At 73.4% G+C, this 25,117-nt stretch carries 23 protein-coding genes and 1 pseudogene; 9 read left to right on the plus strand and 15 right to left on the minus strand.

All coding sequences use genetic code 11. The features are described 5' to 3' along the window. Positions 1 to 119: 119 nt before the first annotated feature. Entirely contained in the window at positions 120 to 701 is a 582-nt protein-coding gene (locus tag ACFWV2_RS05270) for a sigma-70 family RNA polymerase sigma factor (protein WP_384401888.1), read from the plus strand. Continuing rightward, a complete protein-coding gene (locus tag ACFWV2_RS05275) occupies positions 698 to 1,948 on the plus strand; it encodes a zf-HC2 domain-containing protein (protein WP_384401891.1) in 1,251 nt (416 codons plus the stop codon). Before ACFWV2_RS05270 ends, ACFWV2_RS05275 begins: the two co-directional genes overlap by 4 nt. Positions 1,949 to 2,019: 71 nt before the next feature. Here the strand turns inward: ACFWV2_RS05275 and purU are convergent, their stop codons facing one another. Together purU and ACFWV2_RS05285 are read right to left on the minus strand one after the other, a co-directional pair. After that, positions 2,020 to 2,871 carry a formyltetrahydrofolate deformylase gene (purU, locus tag ACFWV2_RS05280; RefSeq protein ID WP_384401894.1) on the minus strand — a complete coding sequence of 284 codons (852 nt, stop codon included), beginning with the start codon at positions 2,869 to 2,871 and terminating at the stop codon, positions 2,020 to 2,022. Between the two features lie 106 nt (positions 2,872 to 2,977). Continuing rightward, positions 2,978 to 3,421, minus strand: coding sequence for a hypothetical protein (locus ACFWV2_RS05285; protein ID WP_384402484.1), 444 nt, complete (start codon positions 3,419 to 3,421; stop codon positions 2,978 to 2,980). A gap of 192 nt (positions 3,422 to 3,613) precedes the next feature. On the opposite strand from ACFWV2_RS05285, the gene ACFWV2_RS05290 reads away from it, so the two are divergent. Beyond that, entirely contained in the window at positions 3,614 to 4,909 is a 1,296-nt protein-coding gene (locus ACFWV2_RS05290) for an ABC transporter substrate-binding protein (RefSeq protein ID WP_384401897.1), read from the plus strand. Between the two features lie 6 nt (positions 4,910 to 4,915). Here the strand turns inward: ACFWV2_RS05290 and ACFWV2_RS05295 are convergent, their stop codons facing one another. Both ACFWV2_RS05295 and ACFWV2_RS05300 read right to left on the minus strand, forming a co-directional pair. Next, a complete protein-coding gene (locus tag ACFWV2_RS05295; protein ID WP_384401900.1) occupies positions 4,916 to 6,361 on the minus strand; it encodes a hypothetical protein in 1,446 nt (481 codons plus the stop codon). A gap of 123 nt (positions 6,362 to 6,484) precedes the next feature. Further along, positions 6,485 to 7,867, minus strand: coding sequence for a transcriptional regulator (locus tag ACFWV2_RS05300; RefSeq protein WP_384401903.1), 1,383 nt, complete (start codon positions 7,865 to 7,867; stop codon positions 6,485 to 6,487). Positions 7,868 to 8,122: 255 nt separating this feature from the next. Between ACFWV2_RS05300 and ACFWV2_RS05305 the strand changes: the two genes are divergently transcribed. From ACFWV2_RS05305 to ACFWV2_RS05315, 3 genes are all read left to right on the plus strand, one after another. Continuing rightward, entirely contained in the window at positions 8,123 to 8,809 is a 687-nt protein-coding gene (locus ACFWV2_RS05305) for a bifunctional DNA primase/polymerase (RefSeq protein WP_384401906.1), read from the plus strand. 74 nt (positions 8,810 to 8,883) lie between these two features. Further along, on the plus strand, positions 8,884 to 9,729 hold the full coding sequence (locus ACFWV2_RS05310) for an ABC transporter ATP-binding protein (RefSeq protein WP_384401909.1): 846 nt from the start codon (positions 8,884 to 8,886) through the stop codon (positions 9,727 to 9,729). Then, the gene (locus ACFWV2_RS05315; RefSeq protein ID WP_384401912.1) at positions 9,726 to 11,369 is read left to right on the plus strand and encodes a transporter; all 1,644 of its coding nucleotides are present in this window, start codon (positions 9,726 to 9,728) and stop codon (positions 11,367 to 11,369) included. Before ACFWV2_RS05310 ends, ACFWV2_RS05315 begins: the two co-directional genes overlap by 4 nt. A 46-nt stretch (positions 11,370 to 11,415) precedes the next feature. Here ACFWV2_RS05315 and ACFWV2_RS05320 read toward each other — a convergent pair whose 3' ends face one another. Then, positions 11,416 to 11,802 carry a DoxX family protein gene (locus ACFWV2_RS05320; protein WP_384401915.1) on the minus strand — a complete coding sequence of 129 codons (387 nt, stop codon included), beginning with the start codon at positions 11,800 to 11,802 and terminating at the stop codon, positions 11,416 to 11,418. A gap of 95 nt (positions 11,803 to 11,897) precedes the next feature. Further along, positions 11,898 to 12,368, minus strand: a complete 471-nt coding sequence (locus tag ACFWV2_RS05325) for a carboxymuconolactone decarboxylase family protein (protein ID WP_384401918.1) — start codon at positions 12,366 to 12,368, stop codon at positions 11,898 to 11,900. Between the two features lie 195 nt (positions 12,369 to 12,563). Between ACFWV2_RS05325 and ACFWV2_RS05330 the strand changes: the two genes are divergently transcribed. Beyond that, positions 12,564 to 13,235 carry a class I SAM-dependent methyltransferase gene (locus ACFWV2_RS05330; RefSeq protein ID WP_384401921.1) on the plus strand — a complete coding sequence of 224 codons (672 nt, stop codon included), beginning with the start codon at positions 12,564 to 12,566 and terminating at the stop codon, positions 13,233 to 13,235. Here ACFWV2_RS05330 and ACFWV2_RS05335 read toward each other — a convergent pair. The 3 genes from ACFWV2_RS05335 to ACFWV2_RS05345 all read right to left on the minus strand — a co-directional run bounded on the left by ACFWV2_RS05335 (position 13,232) and on the right by ACFWV2_RS05345 (position 16,271). Further along, complete coding sequence (locus ACFWV2_RS05335; protein ID WP_384401924.1) at positions 13,232 to 13,738, minus strand: DinB family protein; 507 nt, start codon at positions 13,736 to 13,738, stop codon at positions 13,232 to 13,234. The two genes, ACFWV2_RS05330 and ACFWV2_RS05335, sit on opposite strands and share 4 nt — an antisense overlap. A gap of 192 nt (positions 13,739 to 13,930) precedes the next feature. Next, positions 13,931 to 14,974: an alpha/beta fold hydrolase gene (locus ACFWV2_RS05340; RefSeq protein WP_384401926.1), complete on the minus strand. Its 1,044-nt coding sequence runs from the start codon at positions 14,972 to 14,974 to the stop codon at positions 13,931 to 13,933. A 607-nt stretch (positions 14,975 to 15,581) separates the two neighbouring features. Further along, complete coding sequence (locus ACFWV2_RS05345) at positions 15,582 to 16,271, minus strand: metal-dependent transcriptional regulator (RefSeq protein WP_360794837.1); 690 nt, start codon at positions 16,269 to 16,271, stop codon at positions 15,582 to 15,584. Positions 16,272 to 16,434: 163 nt separating this feature from the next. Between ACFWV2_RS05345 and ACFWV2_RS05350 the strand changes: the two genes are divergently transcribed. Further along, positions 16,435 to 17,202: an SIS domain-containing protein gene (locus ACFWV2_RS05350; RefSeq protein WP_384401930.1), complete on the plus strand. Its 768-nt coding sequence runs from the start codon at positions 16,435 to 16,437 to the stop codon at positions 17,200 to 17,202. A gap of 72 nt (positions 17,203 to 17,274) precedes the next feature. Here ACFWV2_RS05350 and ACFWV2_RS05355 read toward each other — a convergent pair whose 3' ends face one another. Together ACFWV2_RS05355 and pdxH are read right to left on the minus strand one after the other, a co-directional pair. After that, entirely contained in the window at positions 17,275 to 18,618 is a 1,344-nt protein-coding gene (locus ACFWV2_RS05355; RefSeq protein WP_384401933.1) for a PAS domain-containing protein, read from the minus strand. Positions 18,619 to 18,755: 137 nt separating this feature from the next. After that, a complete protein-coding gene (gene pdxH / locus ACFWV2_RS05360) occupies positions 18,756 to 19,421 on the minus strand; it encodes a pyridoxamine 5'-phosphate oxidase (RefSeq protein ID WP_384402487.1) in 666 nt (221 codons plus the stop codon). A gap of 236 nt (positions 19,422 to 19,657) precedes the next feature. On the opposite strand from pdxH, the gene ACFWV2_RS05365 reads away from it, so the two are divergent. Continuing rightward, positions 19,658 to 20,758, plus strand: a complete 1,101-nt coding sequence (locus ACFWV2_RS05365; RefSeq protein ID WP_360794828.1) for a citrate synthase 2 — start codon at positions 19,658 to 19,660, stop codon at positions 20,756 to 20,758. 74 nt (positions 20,759 to 20,832) lie between these two features. Here the strand turns inward: ACFWV2_RS05365 and ACFWV2_RS05370 are convergent. From ACFWV2_RS05370 to ACFWV2_RS05385, 4 genes and pseudogenes are all read right to left on the minus strand, one after another. Beyond that, positions 20,833 to 21,840 (minus strand): annotated as a pseudogene (locus tag ACFWV2_RS05370) (isopenicillin N synthase family dioxygenase); the annotation flags it as partial. A 368-nt stretch (positions 21,841 to 22,208) separates the two neighbouring features. Continuing rightward, positions 22,209 to 22,787: a TetR/AcrR family transcriptional regulator gene (locus ACFWV2_RS05375; RefSeq protein ID WP_384401937.1), complete on the minus strand. Its 579-nt coding sequence runs from the start codon at positions 22,785 to 22,787 to the stop codon at positions 22,209 to 22,211. Next, positions 22,775 to 23,497 carry an enoyl-CoA hydratase family protein gene (locus tag ACFWV2_RS05380; RefSeq protein WP_384401940.1) on the minus strand — a complete coding sequence of 241 codons (723 nt, stop codon included), beginning with the start codon at positions 23,495 to 23,497 and terminating at the stop codon, positions 22,775 to 22,777. The genes ACFWV2_RS05375 and ACFWV2_RS05380 overlap by 13 nt, the downstream gene beginning before the upstream one ends. Beyond that, on the minus strand, positions 23,494 to 25,095 hold the full coding sequence (locus tag ACFWV2_RS05385; protein WP_384401943.1) for a 4-coumarate--CoA ligase family protein: 1,602 nt from the start codon (positions 25,093 to 25,095) through the stop codon (positions 23,494 to 23,496). The genes ACFWV2_RS05380 and ACFWV2_RS05385 overlap by 4 nt, the downstream gene beginning before the upstream one ends. Positions 25,096 to 25,117: the final 22 nt, after the last annotated feature.

Raw genomic sequence — 25,117 nt, forward strand, 5'->3', positions numbered from 1 at the left:
GTTCCTTACCACCCGGATCCCCGTCAAGGGCGCACTTGTGGCAAACAGAGGCGCGTTGTCGGTACGGCGCACTACGTTGGAGGAGAACCGGGGGCGCCGGAGGGAGCCGGGAGGGGCGGATGGCGATGGACACACCACCTCGCTGGGACCGCAGGATGCAGCAGCGGCTGGCACGCGGGGAGGCCGCCGCGCTCGGCGAGCTGTACGACCGGTTCGCCTCGCTGGTGCACAGCCTCGCCCACCGGGTCCTCGACGACGACGCCGCCGCCGACCAGATCACCCGCGAGGTCTTCGGCTACATCTGGGAGAACCCCGACGCGTACGACCCGAAGCAGGGCAGCATGCGCGCGTGGATCGCCAGGCTGACGCAGTCTCAGGCCGTGCACCGGCTGCGGCAGACCGAGGCGACGGCGTACGCGGAGACAGGCCGGGGCTCGGTGGAGGAGCTGGAGCAGAAGGTGCGGCGGGCCTCGGTCGCGGCCCGCGCCGACTACATCGTGACGTCCATGCCGACGCCGCTCAGGGCCGCGCTCGAACTGGCGTACTTCCAGCGGCGGGACTACCGCCAGACCGCCGCCGACCTCGGCGTCACCGAGGACGAGGCGCGGCGACGCCTCCGCCTCGGGCTCCAACTGCTGTCCTCGGCGAACACCCGGCACCCCGAGAGCGGCGGACCGCCCGGCTACGGACGGGCACGGTGACCGGGGCGAACGGCGACGCGGACGGCGTCGCACGCGCCCCGTGGGTGCCGGGGCCGCGCCGGGCGGCGGACGACCACGCGGACCTGACGGCGGAGGTGTACGGCACGGAGCCCGGGGAGGACCCGGAGCCCGAACCGGCGGTGCCGGTCCTCACCCACCGCGTGCTCGAGTCCCTGCTCGGGGCGTGGGCGCTCTCGGCGTGTTCGGCCGGGGAGACGCGGGCCGTCGAGGACCACCTCACGGCCTGCGCGCCGTGCGCGGACGAGGCCCTGCGGCTGCGTGACGCGGTGGCACTGCTGCACGAGGACCGGGACCTGGACCTCGACCCGCTGCTGCGGTCCCGGGTCCTGGAGAGCTGCCTCGGCCGTCGCCCGGCCCGCATCCCGATCCCCGGCTGGGTCACCCCGTACGACGCGGAGACGGCACGGCTCGACGCGCTGCTCCGGGACATCGGCGAGTCGGAGTGGCACGCGCCCGTACGGCTCAAGTGGTACGAGGAGGACCGGCTCGTACGGCGGAAGGCGACGGTCGCCGGTGTCATCGGGCACCTCCTCGCGGTGGACGGCCTGGTGTCGGCGGCGCTCGGCCTCGACGATCCGCTGGGCGCGGACACGCCCGAACTGTCGCCGGCCGAGCGGACGCATGCGTTCTGGGCGGGCCTCGACCGGCCGGCGAGCCGGACGCTGCGGGGGCCCTGGCGGGAGCAGAGCCACACCCTGATCCGCACGGTCTCGTTCGCGGGGCGCGGGGTGGCGGACCTCACGGTCACCTACAAGGACTTCGCGCTGCCGCTGCGGGACTCGCTCCTGGAGAGGGCGTTCGAGTGCTGGGTGCACGCGGAGGACATCGCGCAGGCGGTGGCGTACCCGTACGCGCCACCGAGCGGCGCGCACCTCCACGACATGATCGACCTGGCGGCCCGGCTGCTTCCCGCCGCCCTGGCGAACCGGCGCCGCGCGGGCCTCGCGTCCCCGGCCCGTCACCTGGTGGCGGCGGGCGCACCGGGCCGCTCGCTCCACCTGGAGGTGGAGGGCGCGGGCGGAGGCCACTGGTACATCGCGCTGGACTCCCCGGCCGCCGTCGGCTCGCCGGACCACACGGTGGCGCAGGTGGCGATGGACGGAGTGGAGTTCTGCCAGCTGGTGGCGGGCCATGTGCCCCCGGAGGAAGCGGCGGCGGGCCAGGACGGCGACCGGGAGGCCATCAGGGACGTCCTCTCGGCGGCGGCGTCCCTGAGCCGCTTGTAGCGCTCGCGCCCCGGGCGCGCCGGGCGTTGTCCGGGCGCGCGCCGGGCGTCGTCCGGCCGCGCCCCGCGGCGTTACGCGAAGACGACCGTGCGGCGGCCGTTCAGGAGGATCCGGTGTTCCGCGTGCCATTTGACCGCGCGGGCCAGTGCCTGGCATTCGACGTCGCGGCCGACCGCGACCAGCTGGTCGGGTGTCACCTCGTGGCCGACGCGCTCGACCTCCTGCTCGATGATCGGGCCCTCGTCGAGGTCGGCCGTCACGTAGTGGGCCGTCGCGCCGATCAGCTTCACTCCCCGCGTGTGCGCCTGGTGGTAGGGCTTGGCGCCCTTGAAGCTGGGGAGGAAGGAGTGGTGGATGTTGATGATCCGGCCGGAGAGCTGCTTGCAGAGGTCGTCGGAGAGGACCTGCATGTAGCGGGCGAGGACGACCAGCTCGACGTTCTCCTCCCGGACCAGGTCCAGGAGTTCCGCTTCCGCCGCCGCCTTCGTGTCCTTCGTCACCGGGATGTGCCGGAAGGGGATCCCGTAGGAGCCGACGAGCTCCTCGAAGTCGGTGTGGTTGGAGACGACCGCCACGATCTCGACCGGCAGCGCGCCGATGCGCGAGCGGAACAGCAGGTCGTTCAGACAGTGGCCGAATTTCGACACCATGAGGACGACCCGCATGCGCTCGTCGGCGCGGTTGATGTGCCAGTCCATCGTGTAGGCGTCGCCGACCGCGGCGAAGCTGGCCCGCAGTTTCTCGACGTCCACCGGGGCCTCGGCCGAGAAGTGGACCCGCATGAAGAAGAGACCGGTGTCCCGGTCTCCGAACTGCTGACTGTCCTCGATGTTGCACCCCGTGATGAAGAGGTAGCTCGACACGGCGTGCACGATGCCCTGCTTGTCGGGGCACGAGAGGGTGAGGACGTACTGGTCGGTCATCCTGTCAGCCTGCCATATCCGGGCGGGCGGGGTGACCCGCCGTCCGTCTGGCGGAACGCTCCGGGAGCGATGCGGGAAGCGGTTCGGGCAGCCAGCCAGGACCGGCTCACGACCGCGTCATGAGGCGGAGCACGTCCAGGGAGCGCGGAGGCGTGTCGGGGTCCTCGCCGTCGGCCTGCGCGAGCCGTACGTGGGCCTCGCGGGCGGCCCGCACGGCCTCGGGCCAGCCGGGGTGCTCCAGGTACGCGGAGACGGCGGCGTCGGGCCCGACCTGGTGCATGATGCGGAGCACCCGGAGGACGGCGACGTCGACGAGGGCGGCCTCGCCGGTGTCCCGGAAGATCGAGCCAACGTACTTCTCGGCGGACCAGTTGTCGAGCCAGGTGTCCTCGACGAGGCGGTAGACGGCGTCGGTGACGTCGCCGTACCCGTCGAGGCCCGCGAGCCAGGTCGTCTCGTGGAACCCGGGATCGGAGAGCATGTGCAGCGCCGAGCGCACGTTGCTGCGCCAGCGCCACCACGGCATGTCGTTGAGCGGCATGCCGCCCATGGTGGAGGAGCGACGGCCGCGACGGGAAGAGTTCACCGAACCGGAGACTGGACTGGACACGTTTCGATCGTACGTTCCCTTGTCCGGTAACCGGAGTCCGCCCCTCGCGACCCCGGCAATTCACCTTCAGGTCACCCACCGTTGAACCATGCTCACTCCCGCGTTACCCATGAGGCGGAAATGTGCATGACCATGACCGGTAGGCGACTGACCTCACTCCTCGCGTACGTCACGACCGCGGCGACGGGAGCCTCGTTGCTCACCGGTTGCGGCGTGCTCCCTGGAGCCACGGGGGGCTCCAGGGAGCCCGTCACGGTGATGACGTGGGCCCCCGACCAGACCCGGGCGACCAACATGCCCGGTATGCCCGCCATGGCGCAGGCCTACGCCCGGTGGATCAACTCCCAGGGCGGTGTCGACGGCCACGAACTGCGCGTCCTCACCTGTAACGAGCACAACACCAGCGCCGGCGCCGCGGCCTGTGCCCGCCGGGCCGTCCGCGAGAAGGCGGTCGCCGTCGTCGGCTCGTACAGCCAGAACGGGCGCGCCTTCATGGCCCCCCTGGAGGCCGCCGGCATCCCGTACATCGGCGGCTACGGCATATCGGAGGACGAGTTCACCAGCCCGCTCTCCTACCCCGTCAACGGCGGGCTCGCCTCCCTCATCGCCGGCCACGGCATGCAGCTCGCGGCGTCCTGCCGCACGGTCTCCCTCGTCCGGCCGGACACGCTGGCCGGCGACAAGCTTCCCGAGCTCCTCAACTCCGGACTGCGCAAGGCCAGTCACCGCAACGCCGTCGACATCCCGGCCGTCGAGGACGCGGCCGAGTACACCGCGCAGGCCGACCGGGCCCGCGAGAAGGCCGGGGACGAGGACGGCTGCGTCACCGCCGTGCTCGGCGAGCGCACCCAGACGTTCTTCGACTCCTTCCGCCGCCTCCCGGAGACCGACGCGGGCGAGGGCGAGCGCGGCGACGGCGACCCGGGCGGGAAGCGGGACGCCGTACGGATCTCGTCCGTCCTCGGCAGCGTCGGCCAGCCCGTGATCGACCGCACCGGCGGCGCCCGCAGCCCCTTCGAGGGCGCGTTCGTCACCGGCTGGTACCCGGAGGCGTCCGACAAGAGCTGGGCGCCGATGCGCAAGGTCATCCAGGAGCACGCGTTCGCCGACAACCGCGTCGACCCGGCCGACGCGGGCGTCCAGACCACCTGGATCGCGTACACGGTCCTCAAGGAGGTCGTCGAGGCCCTCGACGCCGACCGGGTCACGGCCACGCAGATCGCCCACGCGCTCGACCGGGGCGAGCGGATCGACACCGGGGGCCTGACCCCCGCCCTGCGCTGGAAGTACGAGGACCTGCTCGGCGCCCCCGGCTTCCCCCGGATCGTCAACCGCGAGGTGACGTTCCAGGTGGTCCGCCAGGGGCAGCTCGTGGCGCAGAAGCCCGGCTTCGTCGACGTCGGCGAGACCGTCCTCAGCGCCCCGTAGCCCCTCCTACAGCTGGGTGGGCTCGCGCTTCTCCAGTCCGTACCTCTCGGCGGTCGGGTTCCACAGATCGGCCGCCGTGCGCTTGGCCCGGGTCGCCTCGCCGCTCTTCGCGTTCGCCGCGGAGAGCTGGTTGGTCGAGCGGGCCTTGCCGTCCTTGCACGCCTTCTTGGCCTTCATCTGGACGGCCCAGGCCGCGTAGTGGTCGTCGGCGGACGCCGAGGCCTGCCAGGCCTTGGTGAGGGCCGCCGTCAGGGCGGCGCTGTCCGGGACCTCGTCGACGGACAGCGTCCGGAGCTTGGTGACCAGGCCCCGGCGCTGGTCGGCGGCGCCGCGCAGGTCGGCGGCCGCCTTGTCGAGGTTCTTGCACTGTTTGATGGACTCGACGGAGCTGATCACCGTGTCACGGCTGCTGCTGCTGGTCGCGAGCAGCTTGCTCAGCTCCCGCGCCTGCGGCTCCGCCGGGTCGGCCGGCTTCTCGGTGGGGGCCTCGCTGGTGGGCGGCGCGGAGGAGCTCGCCGCCACGTTCTGCCCGCCCGCCTTGGGGTCCTTCTCCTCGTCCCCGCCGCTGAGGAGCGCACCGGCGCCGAGGCCGACGACCGCGCAGCCGACGACGACGGCGGCGATCAGCGCGACCGGCGACTTGCGGCGCGGCGGCTCGGGCTCGCCACCGTCGTAGTAGGCGTCCTGGTAGGCGTACTGCTGCGGGGGCGGCGGCTGGTGGTGCTGCTGCGGCTGCTGGTACGGGGGCGGGGTGGTCTGCTGGTACGCCTGCGTGTGCGGCTGCGGCTGCGGCGCCCGGGGTGCCTCCGTACGGAAGAGGCTGTCGAACTCGGGGGGCGGCTGCCGCTCCCCGGGCTCCTGAGCCGGTACGGGGGCGATGTACTGGGTCGCGTCCGACGCGCCCGCCGGCCCGGAGCCGTGCTGACCCTGCTGCCCGTGGCCCTGCTGCCCGGGACCCTGCTGGCCCTGCTGGCCGTGCTGGCCGTGCTGTCCCTGCGCCTGGAGCGGCCCCGTGCCCAGGAACTGGGTGTGGGAGCCCCCGCCCTGCTGCGGCGGCACCGGCGCGATGTGCTGCGTGGCCTGCATGTCCCCGGCGGCCGGGGGCGGATAGCCGTACCCGGGCTGCGGCGCCGCCACCGGCGGCGGGTACCCGTACCCCGGCTGCGGAGCCGGACCGGGCGGCATCGCGCCCTGCGCCGGGTAGCCGTAGCCGGGCTGCGGCGGGGCGCCCTGCGGCGCGACCGGCGGCAGGTACTGGGTGGACTGCATGTCGGCGGCGCCGCCCGGCGTCGCCTCGGGGGGCAGCGGCTGCGCGGGCGGCAGCGGCTGTCCGCCCGGCGAGGCGCCGGCCGGACCCCAGGTGCCACCCCACGACTGTGCTCCCCCTTGGGCGTCCTGCGCGGGGGGCACCGCCGGGTACTGCGGCTCCGGACCCTGTCCGTTCTGCGTCACCGGGACTCCTACTGATGGACCTACGGAATCGACGGCCCACGCTACCGGGTACGCGCCGGGCTCCGCACACACGTGTGAGCCCGATTACACCCCCTTCTCCCGCGGTGCGGCTCCCACCTGGCACTACGCCGCGTACAGCTCCATCCGCGCCCCGAACTCCCGTACCACCGCCTCCCCCGCGTACGGCTCCAGGCGCTCCCTCAGGTCCTCCAGGTACTCGGCGCCGCGCGACGACCGCAGTGTGCTGAGGAGTTCGAGCGCCCGCGTCCCCGTGCGGCAGGCCTGCTCGACCTCCCGCTGCTGGACCTGCGCGGAGGCCAGCAGGGCGAAGCCGATCGCCCGCCGCCTCGCCCGCGTCGCCGGATGCCCGGCGATCGACTCCTCCGCCGCTCGCGCCGCCGCCTCCGCCTGCCCCAGGTCCCGGTAGCAGTGCGCCAGTTCGTCCGCCAGGTACGCCTGGTCGAAGTGGGCGATCCACGCCGGGTCGTCGCCCGCCTCCGGATCGGCCCGCTCCATGGCCCCCACGGCCCGCCCCGCCGCCTCCTCGAAGGCGCGGACGTCGCCGAGGAGGGCGTGCCCCCGGGCCTCCGCCGCGAAGAACATCGCCTCCGCCCGCGGCGGCACCTTCCCCCGCGCCCCTTCCTGCGCGGCCCGCGCCAACTGGGCGATCTCCCGGGGGTTTCCGAGCTGCGCGGCGAGATGGCTCATCGAGGCCGCGAGCACGTATCCGCCGTACCCCCGGTCGCCGGCGGCCTGCGCGAGCCGCAGCGCCTGGATGTAGTACCGCTGGGCCAGCCCCGGTTCGCCGGTGTCCACCGCCATGTACCCGGCGAGTTCGGTGAGTCGCGCGACCGCCCCGAAGAGCTGTCTGCCGATCGCCTCCCGGTAGGAGCCGGACAGCATGCCCGAGACGACGCTGTTGAGGTAGTGGACGACCACCGGGCGTACGTGCCCGCTGCCGAACCGCCGGTCGAGGTCGACGAGCGCGGCCGTCATCTCCCGTACGGCCGCGACGTCCGCGACACCGACGCGTGCCCCCGCCATCCGCGCCACGTGCGCGTCCGGGCCGGTGATCAGCCAGTCCCTGCTGGGCTCGACGAGCGCGGAGGCCGCGACCGTGGACCCGTTGAGGAAGTCGCGGCGGCCGACGTCGCTGCGCCACAGCTCGCAGACCTGCTCGATCGCCCCGGGCACGGTCGGCGCGAACTGGAGCCCCACCCCGGCGGCGAGGTTGCGGCCGTTGGCCATGCCGACCTCGTCGACCGTGACCGTGCGGCCCAGCTTGCGGCCGAGCGCCTCGGCGATGATTCCCGGGGCGCGCCCGCGCGGCTGCTGCCCGCGCAGCCAGCGCGCCACCGAGGTCTTGTCGTACCGCAGGTCGAGGCCGCGCTCCGCGCCGACCATGTTGACCCTGCGGGCGAGGCCGGCGTTGGAACAGGCCGCCTCCTGAATGAGCGCCTGGAGCCGTTCGTTGAGCTGGCGCGGAACGAGTGGCCTGGCTGCCATGAGTACCCCCTGAGGCCGTGCGGTGGTCACGAGAAGTGATCACTGCCCGGTGAATATCCGGTCAATGCCGATGTGAACACGCGAAACCGGACACGTCGGCCGCGACCTCGCACCGGCGCCCCCCTCTGTGCGTACCCACCCCCGCTCCCCAGCCCCCCGCGCGCCCCCGCCCGTGCACCGATGCGCCCCGCGTGCAGGATCGATGCCTCACACCGCGCGGCGCCCCGCCCGTAACCCCGGGTGACGGGGGAAGTTGTGTTCACCGTGGAAGAGACCATCGGAGTCACGGAAGCCGCACAGATCCCCAAGCAGCGGGGCGAGCAGCTGCTGGACAGCGCCGTGCGGTACGCGGAAGAGCGGCACTGGGACGTGTTTCCCGGGACCTGGCTGGAGGCCGTCGAGGGCAGGGAGCGCTGCTCCTGCGGCGCGGACGCGTGCGCCGTGCCCGGTGCCCACGCGGTCAGGCCCGACTGGTCGACCCAGGCGACCGGCAGCGGGGTCGGGGCGCGCCGCATGTGGACGAAGCAGCCGAAGGCGTCGATCCTGCTGCCGACGGGCCGCACGTTCGACGCGATCGAGGTGCCCGAGTCGGCCGGATTCCTGGCACTCGCCCGGATGGAGCGCATGGAGCTGACGCTCGGCCCGGTCACCTGCACCCCGGACCGCCGCATGTACTTCTTCGTGCTGCCCGGCGCCGCGACCAAGGTGCCGGACCTCGTCCGCAAGCTGGGCTGGGTCCCCGCCGCCATCGACCTCGTCACCCGCGGCGAGGGCCACTACGTGGCGGCGCCGCCCACCCGGATCGGCGGCTGCGGCGCGGTGCAGTGGGCCCGGCGCCCCACCCCGGCGAACCGCTGGCTGCCCGACGCGGAGGAGCTGATCAGCGCCCTCGCGTACGCGTGCGGCCGGGAGGCGGCGGAGGCGCGAAGCCGCAAGGAGTGACCCCGGGGCCCCCTGCGTGCTCCCCCTTAGGGTGGGGCCCGTACACACGGGGACGACCTAGGGGATGACAGACCATGCCTGACCAGGCATCTGACAGAGAGTTCGGCACGGCGGGCGCCGCACCGGCGGACGGTGCGGCGCCCGCCGTGCGCGTCGAGGGCCTGTGGAAACGATTCGGCGGGCAGATCGCGGTGAACGGGATCGATCTGGTCCTGCCCGCGGGCCGGTTCATCGGGCTCGTCGGGCCCAACGGCGCCGGCAAGACCACCACGCTCTCGATGATCACCGGACTGCTCCGCCCCGACCAGGGCCGCATCCACGTCGCCGGGCACGACGTGTGGGCCGACCCGGAATCGGTCGCCCAGGTCAAGGCCCGCATCGGCATCCTGCCGGAGGGCCTGCGGCTCTTCGAGCGTCTCTCGGGCCGTGAACTCCTCGCGTACAGCGGACGGCTGCGGGGGCTTCCGGGTCACGAGGTCGACAAGCGGGCCGCGCAGCTCCTCGACGTCCTGGATCTGACCGGCTCGCAGAACAAGCTGGTCGTGGACTACTCGACCGGTATGCGGAAGAAGATCGGGCTCGCGGCGGCGCTGCTCCACAACCCCGAGGTCCTCTTCCTCGACGAGCCCTTCGAGGGCGTCGACCCGGTCTCGGCGCAGACCATCCGCGGGGTCCTGGAGCGGTACACCGCGTCCGGCGCCACCGTCGTCTTCTCCAGCCACGTCATGGAGCTGGTCGAGTCGCTCTGCGACTGGGTCGCCGTGATGGCGGCGGGCCAGATCCGGGCGCAGGGGCCGCTCGCCGAGGTGCGGGGCGAGGCGCCCTCGCTGCAGGCCGCGTTCCTCGAACTGGTCGGGGCGAACGGGCGCGAGGCCGCCGGGGACTCGCTGGACTGGCTGGGCGGCGGGGCACAGCGATGAGCGCCGTGACGACCACTCCCGCGACCGCCGCCACCTCCCCCGTGCCGTCCCTCACGTCCGTCTTCGTACGGCTCAAGCTGTCGCTGCTGCGCAACGGCCTGAAGCAGTCGGGCGGGCGGACCGCCGCGTACATCGTCTCGATCGTCTTCGGGGTGGTCCTCGCCGCGGGGACGGTGCTGGCCTTCGTCCTGCTGCGGGGCAGCGCCGACGCCGGCACCGTCGCGGTCCTGATCACGGGGGTGACCGCGCTGTCGTGGGCGGTGATGCCGCTGTTCGTGCCCGGTGGCGACGAGACCCTCGACCCGTCGCGGCTCGTGATGCTGCCGCTGCGGCCCCGGCCGCTGATCCGCGCCCTGTTCGTGGCGTCCCTGGTGGGCGTGGGGCCCGTGCTCACCCTGTTCCTGGCGTTCGGCGCGGCCCTGTCCGTCGCGCACGGCGTCGCCGCCACCGTCGCCGCCGTCGTCGCCGTCCCGCTGACGGTCGCCGTGTGCGTGGCCCTGTCCCGGGCGGTGGCCGCCGCCAACATCCGGCTCCTCACCTCGCGCAAGGGCCGTGACCTGGCGCTGCTCAGCGGGCTCGTCATCGCGGTCGGCATCCAGGTCGTGAACTTCGGCGCGCAGCGCCTCAGCCGGCCCGGTGGTCTGACCGCCCTCGAACCGGCGGCGGCCGTCGTCGACTGGCTGCCGCCCGCCGCCGCGATCGGCGCGGTCGACGCGGCGAGCAGGGGCGACTACGTGACGGCGGCGGCCCGGCTGCTGCTCACCGCGGGGGTGCTCGTGGCGCTCGTGTACTGGTGGCAGCGGAGCCTGGAGCGGCTGATGGTCGAGCCGGACGGTTCGACGATCGGTGCGGCGTCCGACGCGGGCGGCCGCGAGAAGTCCACCGGTACGGGGCGGCTCGCCCGCGTGCTGCCGGACGGGCGGGACGGCGCCGTCATGGAGCGCAGCCTGCGCTACATGTGGCGCGACCCGAAGACGAAGGCCTCGTGGGTCACCTCGCTCGCCCTCGGCCTGATCGTGCCCCTGTTCAACGCCCTCCAGGGCACGGGCTCGATCTACTGGGCCTGCTTCGCTTCCGGCATGCTCGGGATGCTGATGTACAACCAGTTCGGGCAGGACACCTCGGCGTTCTGGATGGTCGCCCAGACCCTCTCGACGACCGCCGACGCGTACGCCGAACTCCGCGCGCGTGCCCTCGCGCTGCTCGTCGTCACCCTGCCGTACGCGGCTCTCGTCACGGTCCTCACGACGGCCGTCCTCGGTGACTGGTCGCGGCTTCCGGAGGCCCTGGGTCTGGCGTTCGCCCTGCTCGGCGCGATGCTGGCGACGGGCGCCGTGGCCTCGGCCTTCTTCCCGTACTCGATCCCGCAGGACAGCGGCTACAAGAACGTGGCGCCCGGACAGGCGGGTCTCGCCTGGATCTCCATCCTGGGCGGCATGCTCACGGCCCCGCTGCTGTGCGCGCCGCTCATCGGCGCGACGGTGTACCTGCATCTCTCCGACCAGCAGTCGCAGCTCTGGCTGCTGTTCCCGGCCGGGACGCTCTACGGCGCGCTCCTGGTGTGGGCGGGTCTGAAGCTGGCGGCTCCGCGTACGGCGGGGCGGCTGCCGGAGATCCTGGCGGCGGTGAGCAAGGGGTAGGCGGTGGGCGGCGGTACGCGCGCGCCTGCGTGCGTACCGCCGTGCCTCAGCCGGTGAACGACTCGGGACCGAAGCGGCCCCACACCACGAAGCCGATCAGGACGACGTAGCCGATGTCCAGTCCCATGAGCTTCAGCTCACCGCGCCGGATACGGGTGATCGCCGCCCCCACCATGAGGAGCAGCAGCCCGACGGCGGCCACCGGCACCAGGCCCGGGGCGATGTCGAGCACGGCGGGCAGGACCAGGCCCGTGGCGGCGAGGACCTCCAGGACTCCGATGGCCTTGACGCCCCCGGCGCTGAAGTCCTCGACCCACCGACCGCTGGGCCCGGAAGCGGCGATCCGCGCCTTCGGCGTGACCACCTTGAAGCCGCCGCCGGTCAGGAAGGCGAGGGCGAGCAGTCCGGTGACGATCCACAGGGCGAGGTTCATGGGACGTTCCTTCACGGGAGGGCGGTCACGGGGCGGCCGTCACGGGGCGGACGGCGGGACGGGGGCCGGAGGCCGGGGGCGGACGGAGCCGCTCGTCAGCCGAACTGGCCGGGCTGGTAGTCGCCGCCGGGCATCTGGATCATGGCGTTGCCCCGGTTGAAGGCGTTGATGACGGCGATCGCGGCGACGAGCGCGGCGAGCTGCTCCTCGTCGTAGTGCTTGGCGGCGTTCGCCCAGGCCTCGTCCGTGACCCGGCCGCCGTCGGCGAGGCGGGTCCCCTGCTCGGTCAGTTCGAGGGCCGCCCGTTCGGCATCGGTGAAGACGGTGGCCTCGCGCCAGGCCGCGACCATGTGGAGGCGCAGCTGGCTCTCACCGGCGGCGGTGGCGTCCTTGACGTGCATGTCGAGGCAGAAGCCGCAGCCGTTGATCTGGCTGGCGCGGATCTTCACGAGCTCCTGTGTCGCGGCGGGCAGCGACGAGCTCTCGAGGGCCCTGCCGGCCGCGATGATGTGCTTCCAGACCTTGCCGGCGATCGGGTTCTCGAACATGTTCAGGCGGGCGCTCATCGCGGGCTCCTCCGTCGTGGGTGGGTTACACACACAGGACGGAACGGGACCGGCGCGATGTGACACGGGAGGATGTGACGTGCGTCGCACGGGCGGGGAGGGGGGCGTCGACCGCGGCGAGGGCGTCACCGCGGGCGGGGTGTGACGGAAGCCGACGGGGGGTGAGGGTGGGTGCCGGGAACTACTGTCGCGGTCATGGTCGACCACAACACTCTCCGTGCCACCCGCGAGGCCTACGACGCCGCCGCCCTCACGTACGCCCGGATGTTCAGCGACACGCTGCGGGACAGGCCCCTGGACCGGGCGATCCTGGGCGCCTTCGCCGAACTCGTACGCGCGGGTGGGGGCGGCGGGCAGGTCGCGGATCTGGGCTGCGGGCCCGGTCACATCACGGCCCATCTGCACGAGTCGGGGCTCGCGGCGTTCGGCGTCGACGCCTCGCCCGCGATGATCGCGCTCGCCAGAGAGGCGTATCCGGACCTGCGGTTCGACGTGGGCTCGATGGCCGCGCTGGACCTCGCCGACGGCGAGCTGGCCGGCGTACTCTCCCGCTGGTCCGTCATCCACACACCCCCGTCCGAACTACCCGCTGTCCTTACGGAGTTCCGTCGGGTCCTCGCGCCCGGCGGCCATCTGCTGATCGGCTTCTCGGCGAGCGACGGCCCGGCCCACCCCACGCAGAGCTTCGACCACGCCGTCGCCACGGCCTACCGCTGGGCGCCGGACCACCTGGCCGCGCTGCTGCGCGAGTCCGGCCTCGTCGAGGTCGCTCGCCTGATCCGCGAGCCGGAGCCCACCGACCACCGACAGTTCCAGGAGGTCCAGCTGCTCGCGCGCAGGGCGGAGGATCCGAACGACAGGAGTTAGTCGCCGGTCGTGCCGTCGAGCATCTCGCGCAGGATGTCCAGGTGGCCGTTGTGGCGGGCCGTCTCCTCGGTGAGGTGGAGGAGGATCCAGCGCAGGTCGACCTTGAGTCCGTCGCGGACGGCTCGCTCGGCCCGGTCGTCCAGATCGCGCCCGGCGGCCAGTTCGCGGTACCGGGCGCTCTGTTCGGCGTACTCGTCGAGCAGCTGGGTGAGCGGGAAGTCGACGGCGATACGCATCTCGCGGTCGGGGTCCTCCTCGGTCCAGGGGCCCTGGTCCTCCTCGCCGAGGAAGACGACCTGGAACCAGTAGTACTCGACCCAGCGGAGGTGGTTGATCACCCCGCTCACGGTCATCAGCGGCGAGCCCGGCAGGAGTGCCCTGCGGGCGTTCTCCTCGGAGATTCCGGCGCACTTGGCGCGGGCGGTGTCGCGCGTGTAGTCGAGGAACGTGGTGAGCTGGGTGCGCTCGTCCCACGCGGGCGGTGTGTCGTCGATTCTGGTCATCGCGGGAAGCGTCCCCGATCACGGCGCCGGATGTCGAGGCATTTACCGACGGGCCCGGCCCGCCCCGGCCGGGCCCGATCGCACGCGGGCCCGAGGGAGGAAGGGCTCGCGGGCGTCGACCATCGCGGGCAGCGGCTTGCGCCAGACCGTCATGGGGGGCGGACCCACCGCTCGCCCGACACCCCCTGGGGTCTACGGCGTCAGGACGCCATTCAGGAAGGGCTCGATGGTCTCCGCCCATGCCTCCGGGTGCTCGTAGTGGAGGAGATGCCCGGCGTCGGGGATCTCCGCGTACGCCCCGTGGGGCAGCACCCGGACCATCTCCTGGGCCTCCGCGCGGCCCAACTCGCCGTCCAGGCCACGGACCACGAGGGTCGGGCAGCGGACCTGGGCGAGGGAGTCCCAGTGGGCGTCGTGCACCCAGGTCGCCCGGGAGGTCAGCATCTGCGCCGGGTCGAAGACGGGGCGCCAGCCGTCGGCGTGCGCGGTCATCACCTCGGCGAAGAACGCGCCCCGCGCCGGGTTGGGACGCTCCACCCAGGTGTCCTCCTCGCCGAACCAGCGGCGGACGGCGTCCAGGGACGGGAAGGGCGCGGGCCAGCCGCGGAACCAGTCCTGCCAGGCGCGCTGGGAGGCGGCGCCGAGAGCGGAGGCCCGCATGTCGCAGATGACGAGGGCGCGGACCAGGTCGGGGCGGTCGGCGGCGAGCTGCCAGGCCGTCAGGGCGCCCATGGAGTGGCCGACGAGGGTGACCGGGCCGAGGCCGAGCTGCTCGACGGCGGCGGCGGCGTCGGCGACGTACGCCTCGCGGGTGAAGGGGCCCGTGGCGGGTTTGTCGCTGGCGCCGTGCCCGCGCTGGTCGAGGGCGACGACCCGATGACCGCCGGTGAGCCGGCGGACGGCGGGGGCCCAGTGCCCGGCGTGACCCATCAGCCCGTGGAGCAGTAAGACCCCGGCCCCCGCGGCCTGCGGGGCCGCGTGCGGCACGGGGCCGGGCCCGGCGGCCTGCGCGGCCGTCGGCGGTACCGGACCGAGGCCCGCGGTTCCCCGGGTCGGCTGTGGTGCGGACCCCGGGCCGGTGGCCTGCCCCGGCGGCCTCGGGACGAGGCCGGGGGGCGTGCCCGGGGGCGCCTGGCGGGCGATCCTCGGGGTGGTGGCCGGCCCGGGTCCGGGCGTGAAGTCCCAGGCCGCCAGCCGTACGCCGTCGGCCCCGGTGACGTCGAGTCGTCGCGCCATCCCTGGCACCCCCTCTTGCTTCCCGTCGAACCACGCCAGACTATCGAACTCGCATTCGAAAATGCGCTCCTGCCACTCAACACCCCTCGTACGAGTGACAGGGCTCAAGGATTGACACCCGCTGCCGAGGGGAGATCTTCAACGGGAGGCGGACCGCTCGGGGAAATCGGTCCGAAGGGGACGACCTTGAGAGCTCGGGGCTCCAGGTCGGAACCGGGGAGGACAGGCCCCGGCGCCCGAGGGCGCCGGGGCATCCTGTCGTCCGGCCTCCCTCGCCCGCCGGGGCGAGCCGCACCCGGCGTACGGGAACCGTCCGTCGCATGGCCCCACCCCTCCCCGCGATCGCACCGCTCGACCCAGCGTGGCACGGCGAGGGCGCGCGCGTGGCCATTCCGGCGTAAATCGGGGCGCACGGAGGGAGGTTGCCCCTCAGGGCGACGGTGCCACGAGGTCGTGACCCCGGTTCGCGCCGCCGGAGCGGTCACGCGTACGCCCCCTACGGGACGCGGTCCGCGCCGACCGTCCGTCCCGTCCGCGACCCCGAGCGGCCGGGCGTCGCCGCCCCTTCCCGGGCGGGAAGGGAACGGCCGACCCGCGGCACGACCGGTCAGCGCTTCGCGACGAACACGTGCGCCGCGGTCTCCGCGTCCAGCTCCGCGGCCTCGCCGCTGCTGCCCACGAGGACACCGCCCGGCGACTCCGTCACCGACACCACGGAGCCGGGCTGCACGCCCGCGCGCCGCAGCGTGTACATCAGCTGGGCGTCCGTCTGGATCGGCTCGCCGATCCGGCGCACGACGACCGTCTTGCCGCCGCTCGCGTCCAGCTCGGCGAGCGACACCATCGAGTCGTCGAGGAAGGCCTCCGCCCCCGCCTTCTCGCCGAGCTCCTCGAGGCCCGGGATCGGGTTCCCGTACGGCGACTCCGTCGGGTGGCGCAGCAGTTCGAGCACCCGCCGCTCCACGGCCTCGCTCATGACGTGCTCCCAGCGGCAGGCCTCGGCGTGCACCTGCTCCCACTCCAGGCCGATCACATCCACGAGCAGGCACTCCGCGAGGCGGTGCTTGCGCATGACGCGGGTGGCGAGGCGGCGGCCCTCGTCGGTGAGCTCCAGGTGCCGGTCGCTGGCGACGGCCACCAGGCCGTCGCGCTCCATCCGGGCCACCGTCTGGCTCACGGTCGGACCGCTCTGGTCGAGCCGCTCGGCGATCCGGGCACGCATGGGGACCACACCTTCCTCCTCAAGCTCGAGGATGGTGCGGAGATACATCTCCGTTGTGTCGATCAGTCCGGACATACGTGCCCCTCGATGAGTCGTGCGCTGGCCCTTCACCAATACTGACGCATCGGACGGACAACCGGGCCGCACCGACCGAAGGGCGGTATTGACAGAGCAATGGTCCAGACCGCACCGTGATCGGCGACCAGGACACGACGGCGACGAGAAGGAGCTTCCGGAAATGGGCGACAGCGCGGGCGAGAGCAAGCTGGCCGGACAGTTCTTCGACGCGGCGATCGGCCTGCTGCAGGAGGTCCGCGACGGCGACTCCGCCGAGATCGCCGCGGCCGGGGCCGCGATCGCCGAGGCCGTCGCGGGCGGCAACCGGCTCTTCGCGTTCGGCGCGGGCCACTCCTCCCTCGCCGCCCAGGACGTGGTCTACCGGGCCGGCGGCTTCGCCCTCATGAACCTGCTCGCCGTCCCCGGCGTCGTCGGTGTCGACGTCATGCCGGCGACGCTCGGTTCCGCCCTCGAACGCGTCGACGGACTCGCCGGAGCGGTCCTCGACTCCTCCCCCGCCACGGCCGGCGACGTCCTGATCATCGTCTCCCTCTCCGGACGCAACGCCCTGCCGGTGGAGATGGCCATGAACGCCCGCGCCCTCGGCCTCACCGTCATCGGCGTCACCTCCGTGGCGTACGCGACGGAGACGAAGTCCCGGCACGTGTCGGGGACGTACCTCAAGGACCACTGCGACATCGTCCTCGACTCCCGGATCGCCGTCGGGGACGCCGAACTCACCCACGAGGGCATCGAGGCCCCGTTCGCGCCCGCCTCCACCGTCGTCACCAGCGCCCTCATGCAGGCCGCGATGGCCGCCGCCGCCGAGGAACTCGTCCGTCGCGGCATCGAGCCCCCGCTGCTGCGCTCCGGGAACGTCGACGGCGGGCACGAGTGGAACGGCCGCGTGATGACGGAGTACGGCGACCGGATCTTCTACCGGCACTAGGCATCGGACCGGCCCCGGGGCGGCCGGTCCGAACCAGGGATACGGGGCCGACCCGGAAGGGCCCGCCCGGCTCTACGTGCCGGACGGGCCCCGGGCCGTGTCGCCCGTGTCCAGGGCCGCCGCCACCCTCGTCGCCACCGCCTCCGCGAAGACCACGTCCTCCCGTTCGAAGGGTGCGCGGCAGGCCGCACGCAGGAAGGTGAGGACGCCGAGGGTCGTGGCGCGGGAACGGAGCACCACGCACACCGCGTGGGCCGCGTCGCCCGGCCACTGGTGGGCCTCCGCCCACACCTCGGCGGTACGGCCCGCGCTCGCCCGCACCGTGCCCACCCGGTCCCAGGCCTGGAGCGCCGGGTGCCTCGGGCCGTACCGGAGCGGGATGCCGCCGCCCACGACCGGCGAGGCGGGGCCGGGGGCGCCCGCGGGCGTGGCCAGGGCCCGGGTCAGGCGCCGCTCGCCCGCGACCCGGTCGACCAGGGCGTGGTCGGCGAAGCCGGCCAGGGCGAAGTCCAGCAGGACCGTCGCCGCCTCCGCCGGGTCCTCGCACTCCGCCGCCGCCGCGCCCGCCCGGTGCAGCTGGCTCCAGCGGAACCGCAGCCGGTCGGCCTCCCGCGCCGCGAGCCGCTCCTCCGTCACGTCCTGGAACAGCCAGGCCACACCCAGCGGAACCGGTTCCTCCGCCATCGGTGACGACAACCGCAGAAAGCCGCTGCGCCAGCACCGCCGCCGCTCCCCCGCGCCGGACCTGAGCGTGACCCACACCTCCGACGGCGCGGACGGGCTGCCCTCGGCGAGCACGTGCTGGAACGCGGCCTCCAGATCCTCCGCGCCCTGGACGACGACATCCCCGAGCGGGCGGCCGAGCAGGGCCGTACGGGCCGTCCCGAAGGCGCGGGCCGCGTGGCCGTTGGCCACGGCGGGGCGCAGGTCGGCGTCCACGAGGACGACTCCCCAGGAGGCGTCGTCGAACAGGGCCTCGCTGAGGGCCACCGACCGCTCCAGGTCGAGCTGGACGTGGACCTCGCTGAACGCGCAGTACACGCCCGCCGGGGCGCCGTCCGCCCCGCGCACCCCGGCGGCCTGGCTCCGCACGAGCACCCGGCCGCCGTCCTTGCGGAGCAGCGCCAGCTCGTGGACCTGCCGGCCGGGGCCGTTCATGGCGCCCATCACCCGGCGCAGCGTCTCCTCGGCGTCGGCGCTGCGCGCGGCCCAGCCCTCGAACCCGCGCCGCCCGACGGCCTCCTCCGCGGACCAGCCGAGGATCCGCTCGGCCTCGCGGTTCCAGTGCGTGATCGTCCCGTCGGCGTCCAGGGCGCAGAGCGCCGCGTCCATGCCGTCGAGCAGCGCGGCCAGCAGATCGGCCCCCGCCCCGGATACGGAAGCGGTCTCGCTCGCGGACCCCGTGAAAGCACTCATCCCGGCACCCCCCATACTGGGCCCATTCAACTGGAACGTGACGCAGAGCACATCCCGTTCGGCGAAAATGTTGCACCGCGGAAAACGAACGCGGGCACGCGCGCGCGAGGCGCGCGAGGGATCGGGCACGCGCGCCCTCAGGGCGCGAGGCGCTCCAGCCGCCAGACAGCGCCGCCCTCGCCGGCCCCTGCGCCCCCTCCGTCCCCCCCGTCCTCACGGACGTACCGCAGGCGGTCGTGGAGGCGGTTCTCGTGGCCCTGCCAGAACTCGACCGCGTCCGGGACGACCCGGATGCCGCCCCACTCCGGGGGGACCGGGACCTGGGCGTCCGCCGGGTAGCGGGCGGCCAGTTCCTCGTAACGGGCGAGGAGTTCGGCGCGGGAGGCGATCACCGACGACTGGGGGCTGGCCCAGGCGCCGAGCTGGGAGCCGTGCGGGCGCGTACGGAAGTAGGCGACGGTCTCGTCGCGGCCGACGCGCTCGGCGCGGCCCGTGACGACGACCTGGCGGGCCAGCGGGTGCCAGGGGAAGAGCAGCGAGGCGTACGGGTTGGCCGCGAGCTCCACGCCCTTGCGGGAGGCGTAGTTGGTGAAGAAGACGAAGCCGCCCCGGTCGTAGTGCTTCAGGAGCACCGTCCGGGAGGACGGCCGGCCGTCGGGGGCGGCGGTGGAGACGATCATCGCGTTCGGCTCGTGGATCGCCGGGCTCGCGGCGGTCTCCTCGAACCAGCGGGCGAACTGCGCGATCGGGTCGGGCGCCAGGTCGGCCGCCGAGAGCTCCGTGGTGCGGTACTGCTCGCGCATGTCGGCGGGATCCAGGCCCTCGTTCACAGGATCGGTCACGGGGCCATCCTGCCGCAGCGCCCCAGTGTGCCCGGCACCGCGTGCAGCCAATCCTTGATCGCCGGATCGGCGCAGTGTGCCGGATGTCACGCTTCCCCGCATCATCGGAACCGTACAGACTCTTGGGCTGGACGACTGTTGATTTCCCACCATCACCCACCGCCTGAGTGATCGATCATCGATAGAGGAGCCGCCTGATGTCCGACTTCGTACCCGGGCTCGAAGGAGTCGTCGCGTTCGAGACGGAGATCGCCGAACCCGACAAGGAGGGCGGCGCACTCCGCTACCGCGGCGTCGACATCGAGGATCTCGTCGGCCAGGTCTCGTTCGGCAACGTCTGGGGCCTGCTCGTCGACGGCGCCTTCAACCCCGGCCTGCCCGCCGCCGAGCCCTTCCCCATCCCGGTGCACTCCGGCGACATCCGCGTCGACGTCCAGTCCGCGCTCGCCATGCTCGCGCCCGTGTGGGGCCTCAAACCGCTCCTCGACATCTCCGCCGAGCAGGCCCGCGAGGACCTCGCCCGCGCGGCCGTGATGGCCCTCTCGTACGTCGCCCAGTCCGCCCGCGGCCAGGGCCACCCGATGGTCCCGCAGAGCGAGATCGACAAGGCCCAGTCCGTCGTCGAGCGCTTCATGATCCGCTGGCGCGGCGAGCCCGACCCGAAGCACGTCAAGGCCGTCGACGCCTACTGGACGTCCGCCGCCGAGCACGGCATGAACGCGTCCACGTTCACCGCCCGCGTCATCGCCTCCACCGGCGCCGACGTGGCCGCCGCGCTCTCCGGGGCCGTCGGCGCCATGTCCGGCCCGCTGCACGGCGGCGCGCCCTCCCGCGTCCTCGGCATGATCGAGGAGATCGAGCGGACCGGCGACGCCACCGCGTACGTCAAGCAGGCCCTCGACAAGGGCGAGCGCCTCATGGGCTTCGGCCACCGCGTCTACCGCGCCGAGGACCCCCGCGCGCGCGTGCTGCGCCGCACCGCCCGCGAGCTCGCCGCGCCGCGCTTCGAGGTCGCGGAGGCCCTGGAGAAGGCCGCCCTGGAGGAGCTGCACAACCGGCGCCCCGACCGTGTCCTCGCGACGAACGTCGAGTTCTGGGCGGCCATCGTCCTGGACTTCGCGGAGGTCCCGGCGCACATGTTCACGTCGATGTTCACCTGCGCCCGTACGGCCGGCTGGTCGGCGCACATCCTGGAGCAGAAGCGCACCGGGCGCCTGGTCCGGCCGTCCGCCCGCTACACGGGTCCCGGCCAGCGGGACCCGCGCGCGATCGAGGGTTACGCCGACATCGCCGGCTGACCGCCGGGATGCAGCTCGGGGTGCGCCTCGGGGTGCGCCTCCGGGTGCAGCTCGGGGTGCACCTCCGGGTGCAGGAGGAGCTCCGCGTGATGGCGTGCCGCGACCAGCGGATGGGCGCGGAGCTTCCCCTTCAGGGCGTTGCGCCCGTACTCGGCGAACAGCGGGTTCGCCGGGTCGGCCGTGACGCCGGGCGCCGTCTCCGCGTAGGGGAACGCCAGCGGGGCGATCCGGGCGTCGAGCCGCGGGTTGTAGAAGAAGGGCACGGAGAACCGTTCCGTCGCCCCGGGGGGCGAGACCACCCGGTGGTTCGTCGCGAGCAGGTAGCCGTTCGTGGCCACCTCGAGGAGCTCCCCGAGGTTCACGACGAACGCGCCCGGCAGCGGCGGCACGTCGTGGAACCTCCCGTCCTCCCTCTGCACCTGGAGCCCGCCCACCTGGTCCTGGAGCAGCAGGGTGAGGAAGCCGTAGTCCTTGTGCGCGCCGACGCCCTGGTCGTCGCCCTCGCCGCTGCTGCCCGGGTAGCGCACCAGCTTCAGCTGCGGGTGGGCGCGCGGGCCGAAGATGTCGTCGTAGAAGTCGGCGGGCGCGCCGATCGAGGCGAGCAGCTCGTGCAGCAGGCGCTCGGCGACGCCGCTGAGCCGCTCGATCCAGTGCAGGGCGGCCGTCCGCAGCTCGGGGAGCGCGGCGGGCCACTGGTTGGGACCTTCGAGCCACCAGTACGGGGCTTCCCAGGGCGCGGGGGTGTGCGCGGGGTGCTCGGCGCCGATGTCGAGCTGGTCGCGCCAGTCGCGTGCTCCGGCCGTGCGCTCGTCGCCGGTGCGGGTGTAGCCGCGGAAGTGCGGCGAGTTGATGTTGTCGAGGGCGAGCCGGTCGGCCTCGGGCAGCGCGAAGAAGGCGTGCATGGCGGAGGTGAGGGCCCGGGTCTCGGCCTCGGTCACACCGTGCCCGACGAGCTGGAAGAACCCGACGTCGTGGGCGGCGGAGTGGAGCTGCGCGTGGAGCAGCCGCCGCGCCTGGGGGCCACGGTCGGCCGCCGAGAGGTCGACGATGGGGAGCTGGGAGGAGTACGAGCTGTTCGTCATGGGTGCGTCCGCGGGGGTCTACGGGTGCCCGGGGCGGCCGCCGGGGGTGGGGCGGGGGCCACGGGTGCCGATCGGCTTGGGCTCTGACGAGGGACCCTGGGGGGCGGTGATGGGGCCCGGGAGGGTCAGGCGGAGCGGCGACAGCTCATGCTCGTGACGCGGACGAAGTCCACGTGGCGACGGCGTACGAGCGTAGGCATGGCACCAGAGTACTGCGGCGGAGCCGGAACGAGTGTGGCCCGGGTCACGTCGTGGCGCCCGCGGGCCGGGCCGTACGTGGGCGGCGACGCGCCCGTGAGCGGGATGTCGTCCGTCCCGCGTGACGCGCCGGGCGGGCGGGGTGTCCGTCCCCTGGGGCGCGCGCCTCGCTACACCAGCGCCTCGTCCAGGAGTCGCGCCCACTGCGCCACCACCCGTTCCCTGCGGGTGCGGTCGTCGGTCAGGAGGGTCGCGAGGCCCAGGCCGCGGGCCATGTCCAGGAGGCCCTGGACGGTCTCGCGGACGCCGGGGCGGGTCTCGTCGGCGCCCAGGACCTCGACGGCGACGCGGTGGGACTCCCGGCCGACGCGGGCCTCCAGGTCGGTGACCCGGTCGCGGAGCTGGTCCTCGGCGGCGGCGGCCACCCACAGGTGCAGCGCGGCCCGGAAGAGGGGCCCGGTGTACAGGTCGACGAGGGCGGCGACGGCCTCGTTCCGGTCGCGGGACGGGAGCGCCCGCAGCGCCTGGGAGCGTTCCTCGGCGACGTACTCGACGGCGGCCGTGAACAGGTCCTCGCGGGTCGGGAAGTGGTGCTGGGCGGCACCGCGCGAGACACCGGCCCGTTCCGCGACGACGGCGACCGTGGAACCGGCCCAGCCGTGCTCGGCCAGGCAGGCCACGGCCGCCTCCAGGAGCCGCTGCCGGGTGGCGCGGCTCCTGTCCTGCTTGGGTGCGGTCACAGCCGCCATGCGGGGTCCCGTCGTTCGAGGAAGGCCGTCATCCCCTCGCGCGCCTCGGCGGAGGCGAAGAGCGTGGCCGATTTCCGCACCAGGTCCTCCGCGTCGCGCTCGAAGGTCTCCAGGACTCTAGCGGTGACCAGCAGCTTCGCCTCCCGCAGGCCCTGCGGGGAGGCGGCGCGCAGCGAGTCGAGGATGCCGTCGAGTTCCTCGGCGGGGGCCGTGACCAGGCCCATGGCGATCGCCTCCGGGACGCCGAAGCGCTCGCCCGTCAGGTAGTGGCGGGAGGCGGCGCGCGGTTCGAGCTTCGGGAGGAGGGTGAGGGAGATGACGGCGGGCGCGACCCCGATCCGTACCTCGGTGAGGGCGAAGTCCGCCTCCTGCCCCGCCACCACGATGTCGCAGGCGCCGAGCAGGCCGAGACCGCCGGCCCGTACGTGTCCCGTGACGTGCCCGACGACCGGTTTCGGCAGCTCGACGACCTGCCGGAGCAGGTCGACGAAGGTGTACGGGCTCGGTGGCGCCTTCAGGTCGGCGCCCGCGCTGAAGGTGCCGCCGGTGTGGGTGAGGACGACGGCGCGGACCGCCGGGTCCTTGCCGCAGTCGGTGAGGGCGTCGGCGAGTTCGGCGACGAGCGGCGCGGAGAGCGCGTTGCGGTTGGCCGGGGAGTCCAGGGCGAGGGTGGTGATGCCCCGCTCCTCGGTGATGGTGACCAGGGTCATGTGCGGTCCCTCAGTTCCCTTCGGAGGATCTTCCCTGACGCTGCCCGGGGGACGCCGTCGACGAACTCGACGGCGCGGATCTTCTTGTACGGGGCGACCCGGGCGGCGACGTGCGCCATGACGTCCTCGGCGGTGAGGCCGGGCGCGGCCGGCTGGCGTACGACGAAGGCCTTGGGTATCTCGGTGCCGTCCGCGTCGGTGACGCCGATGACCGCGGCGTCGGCCACGCCCTCGTGGGTGAGGAGGAGCGCTTCGAGCTCGGCGGGGGCGACCTGGAACCCCTTGTACTTGATGAGTTCCTTGACGCGGTCGACGACGAACAGCCAGCCGTCGGCGTCGACCCGGCCGACGTCGCCGGTGTGCACCCAGCCGTCGGCGTCGATCATGGCGGCGGTGGCGTCGGGGCGGCCCAGGTACCCCTTCATGACCTGCGGTCCCCGGATGGCGATCTCGCCCTCCTCACCGGGGGCGGCGTCCTTCGACGGGTCGTCGAGGGACAGGATGCGCATCTCCGTGGAGGGCAGCAGTCGGCCGACGGTTCCGGGCGGGGGGTTCTCGGCGTCGAGCGGGACGACGTGGGTGCCCGGGGACAGTTCCGTCATGCCGTACGCCTGGAGGATCGGCGGCAGTCCCAGCCGCGCCGAACAGGCCTCGGCGAGGGCCGCGTCGAGCGGCGCGGCGGCGCTCACGATGTACTCCAGGGAGGACAGGTCGTAGTCGGCGACGGCCGGGTGCTTGGCGAGGGCGAGCACGATCGGCGGAGCCACGGACAGGCCGTTGATGCGGTGCTTCTGGACGGCGCCGAGGAAGGTGTCGAGGTCGAAGCGGGGGAGGACGACGACGGTGGCGCCCTGGCGGAGGGGCGCGTTCATGAGCGCGGTGAGGCCGTAGATGTGGAAGAACGGCAGCACGGCGAGGATGCGGTCCCCCGGCCCCATCGGGATGAGCGGTTCCAGCTGGGCCAGGTTGGTGGCGATCGAGGTGTGCGTGAGCATGACGCCCTTGGGGACGCCGGTGGTGCCGGAGGAGTACGGCAGGGCGGCGATGTCCCGGTCGGGGTCGATGTCGGTCTCGGGCACGGGTCCGGTGGAGCCGAGGAAGGCCTGCAACGACCGTACGGTCATGCCGTCGGGGCCGTGGCCCCCGGGCCCTTCCGGCGCCTGGTCGCAGACGAAGATCTCCTCGACGCCGCCGGCGAGTTCGGCCGCCGCGCGGGCGGCCGCGAGCAGCGGCGACACGGTCACGATCCAGCGCGCGGCGGAGTCCCGGAGCTGCTTCGCGAACTCCTCGGGCGTGGCGAGCGGGTGCACGGTCGTGACGGCCGCACCCGCGCGCGTGGCTGCGTAGAAGGCGAGGGGGAACAGCACGGTGTTGGGGCTGTGCAGCGCGAGGACGTCCCCCTTCCGCACCCCCACCTCGGCGAGTCCTGCGGCCACCCGCCGGTGGAGGGCGTCGACCTGCGCGTAGGTGAGGGTGAACTCCCCGGTCCCGTCGATCAGGGCGGGCGTGTCGCCGCGCTCTGCGGCGCGCCCGAGCACCACGTCGTGGATGGGGAGGGAGACGGTGGACACGTTCTCGTACTCACTGTGGAACACCATGCGTTGCCCCCTGAGCGGTGGA

The organism is Streptomyces sp. NPDC058671 (genome assembly GCF_042716475.1).
In the GTDB taxonomy this organism is placed as follows: Bacteria; Actinomycetota; Actinomycetes; order Streptomycetales; family Streptomycetaceae; genus Streptomyces.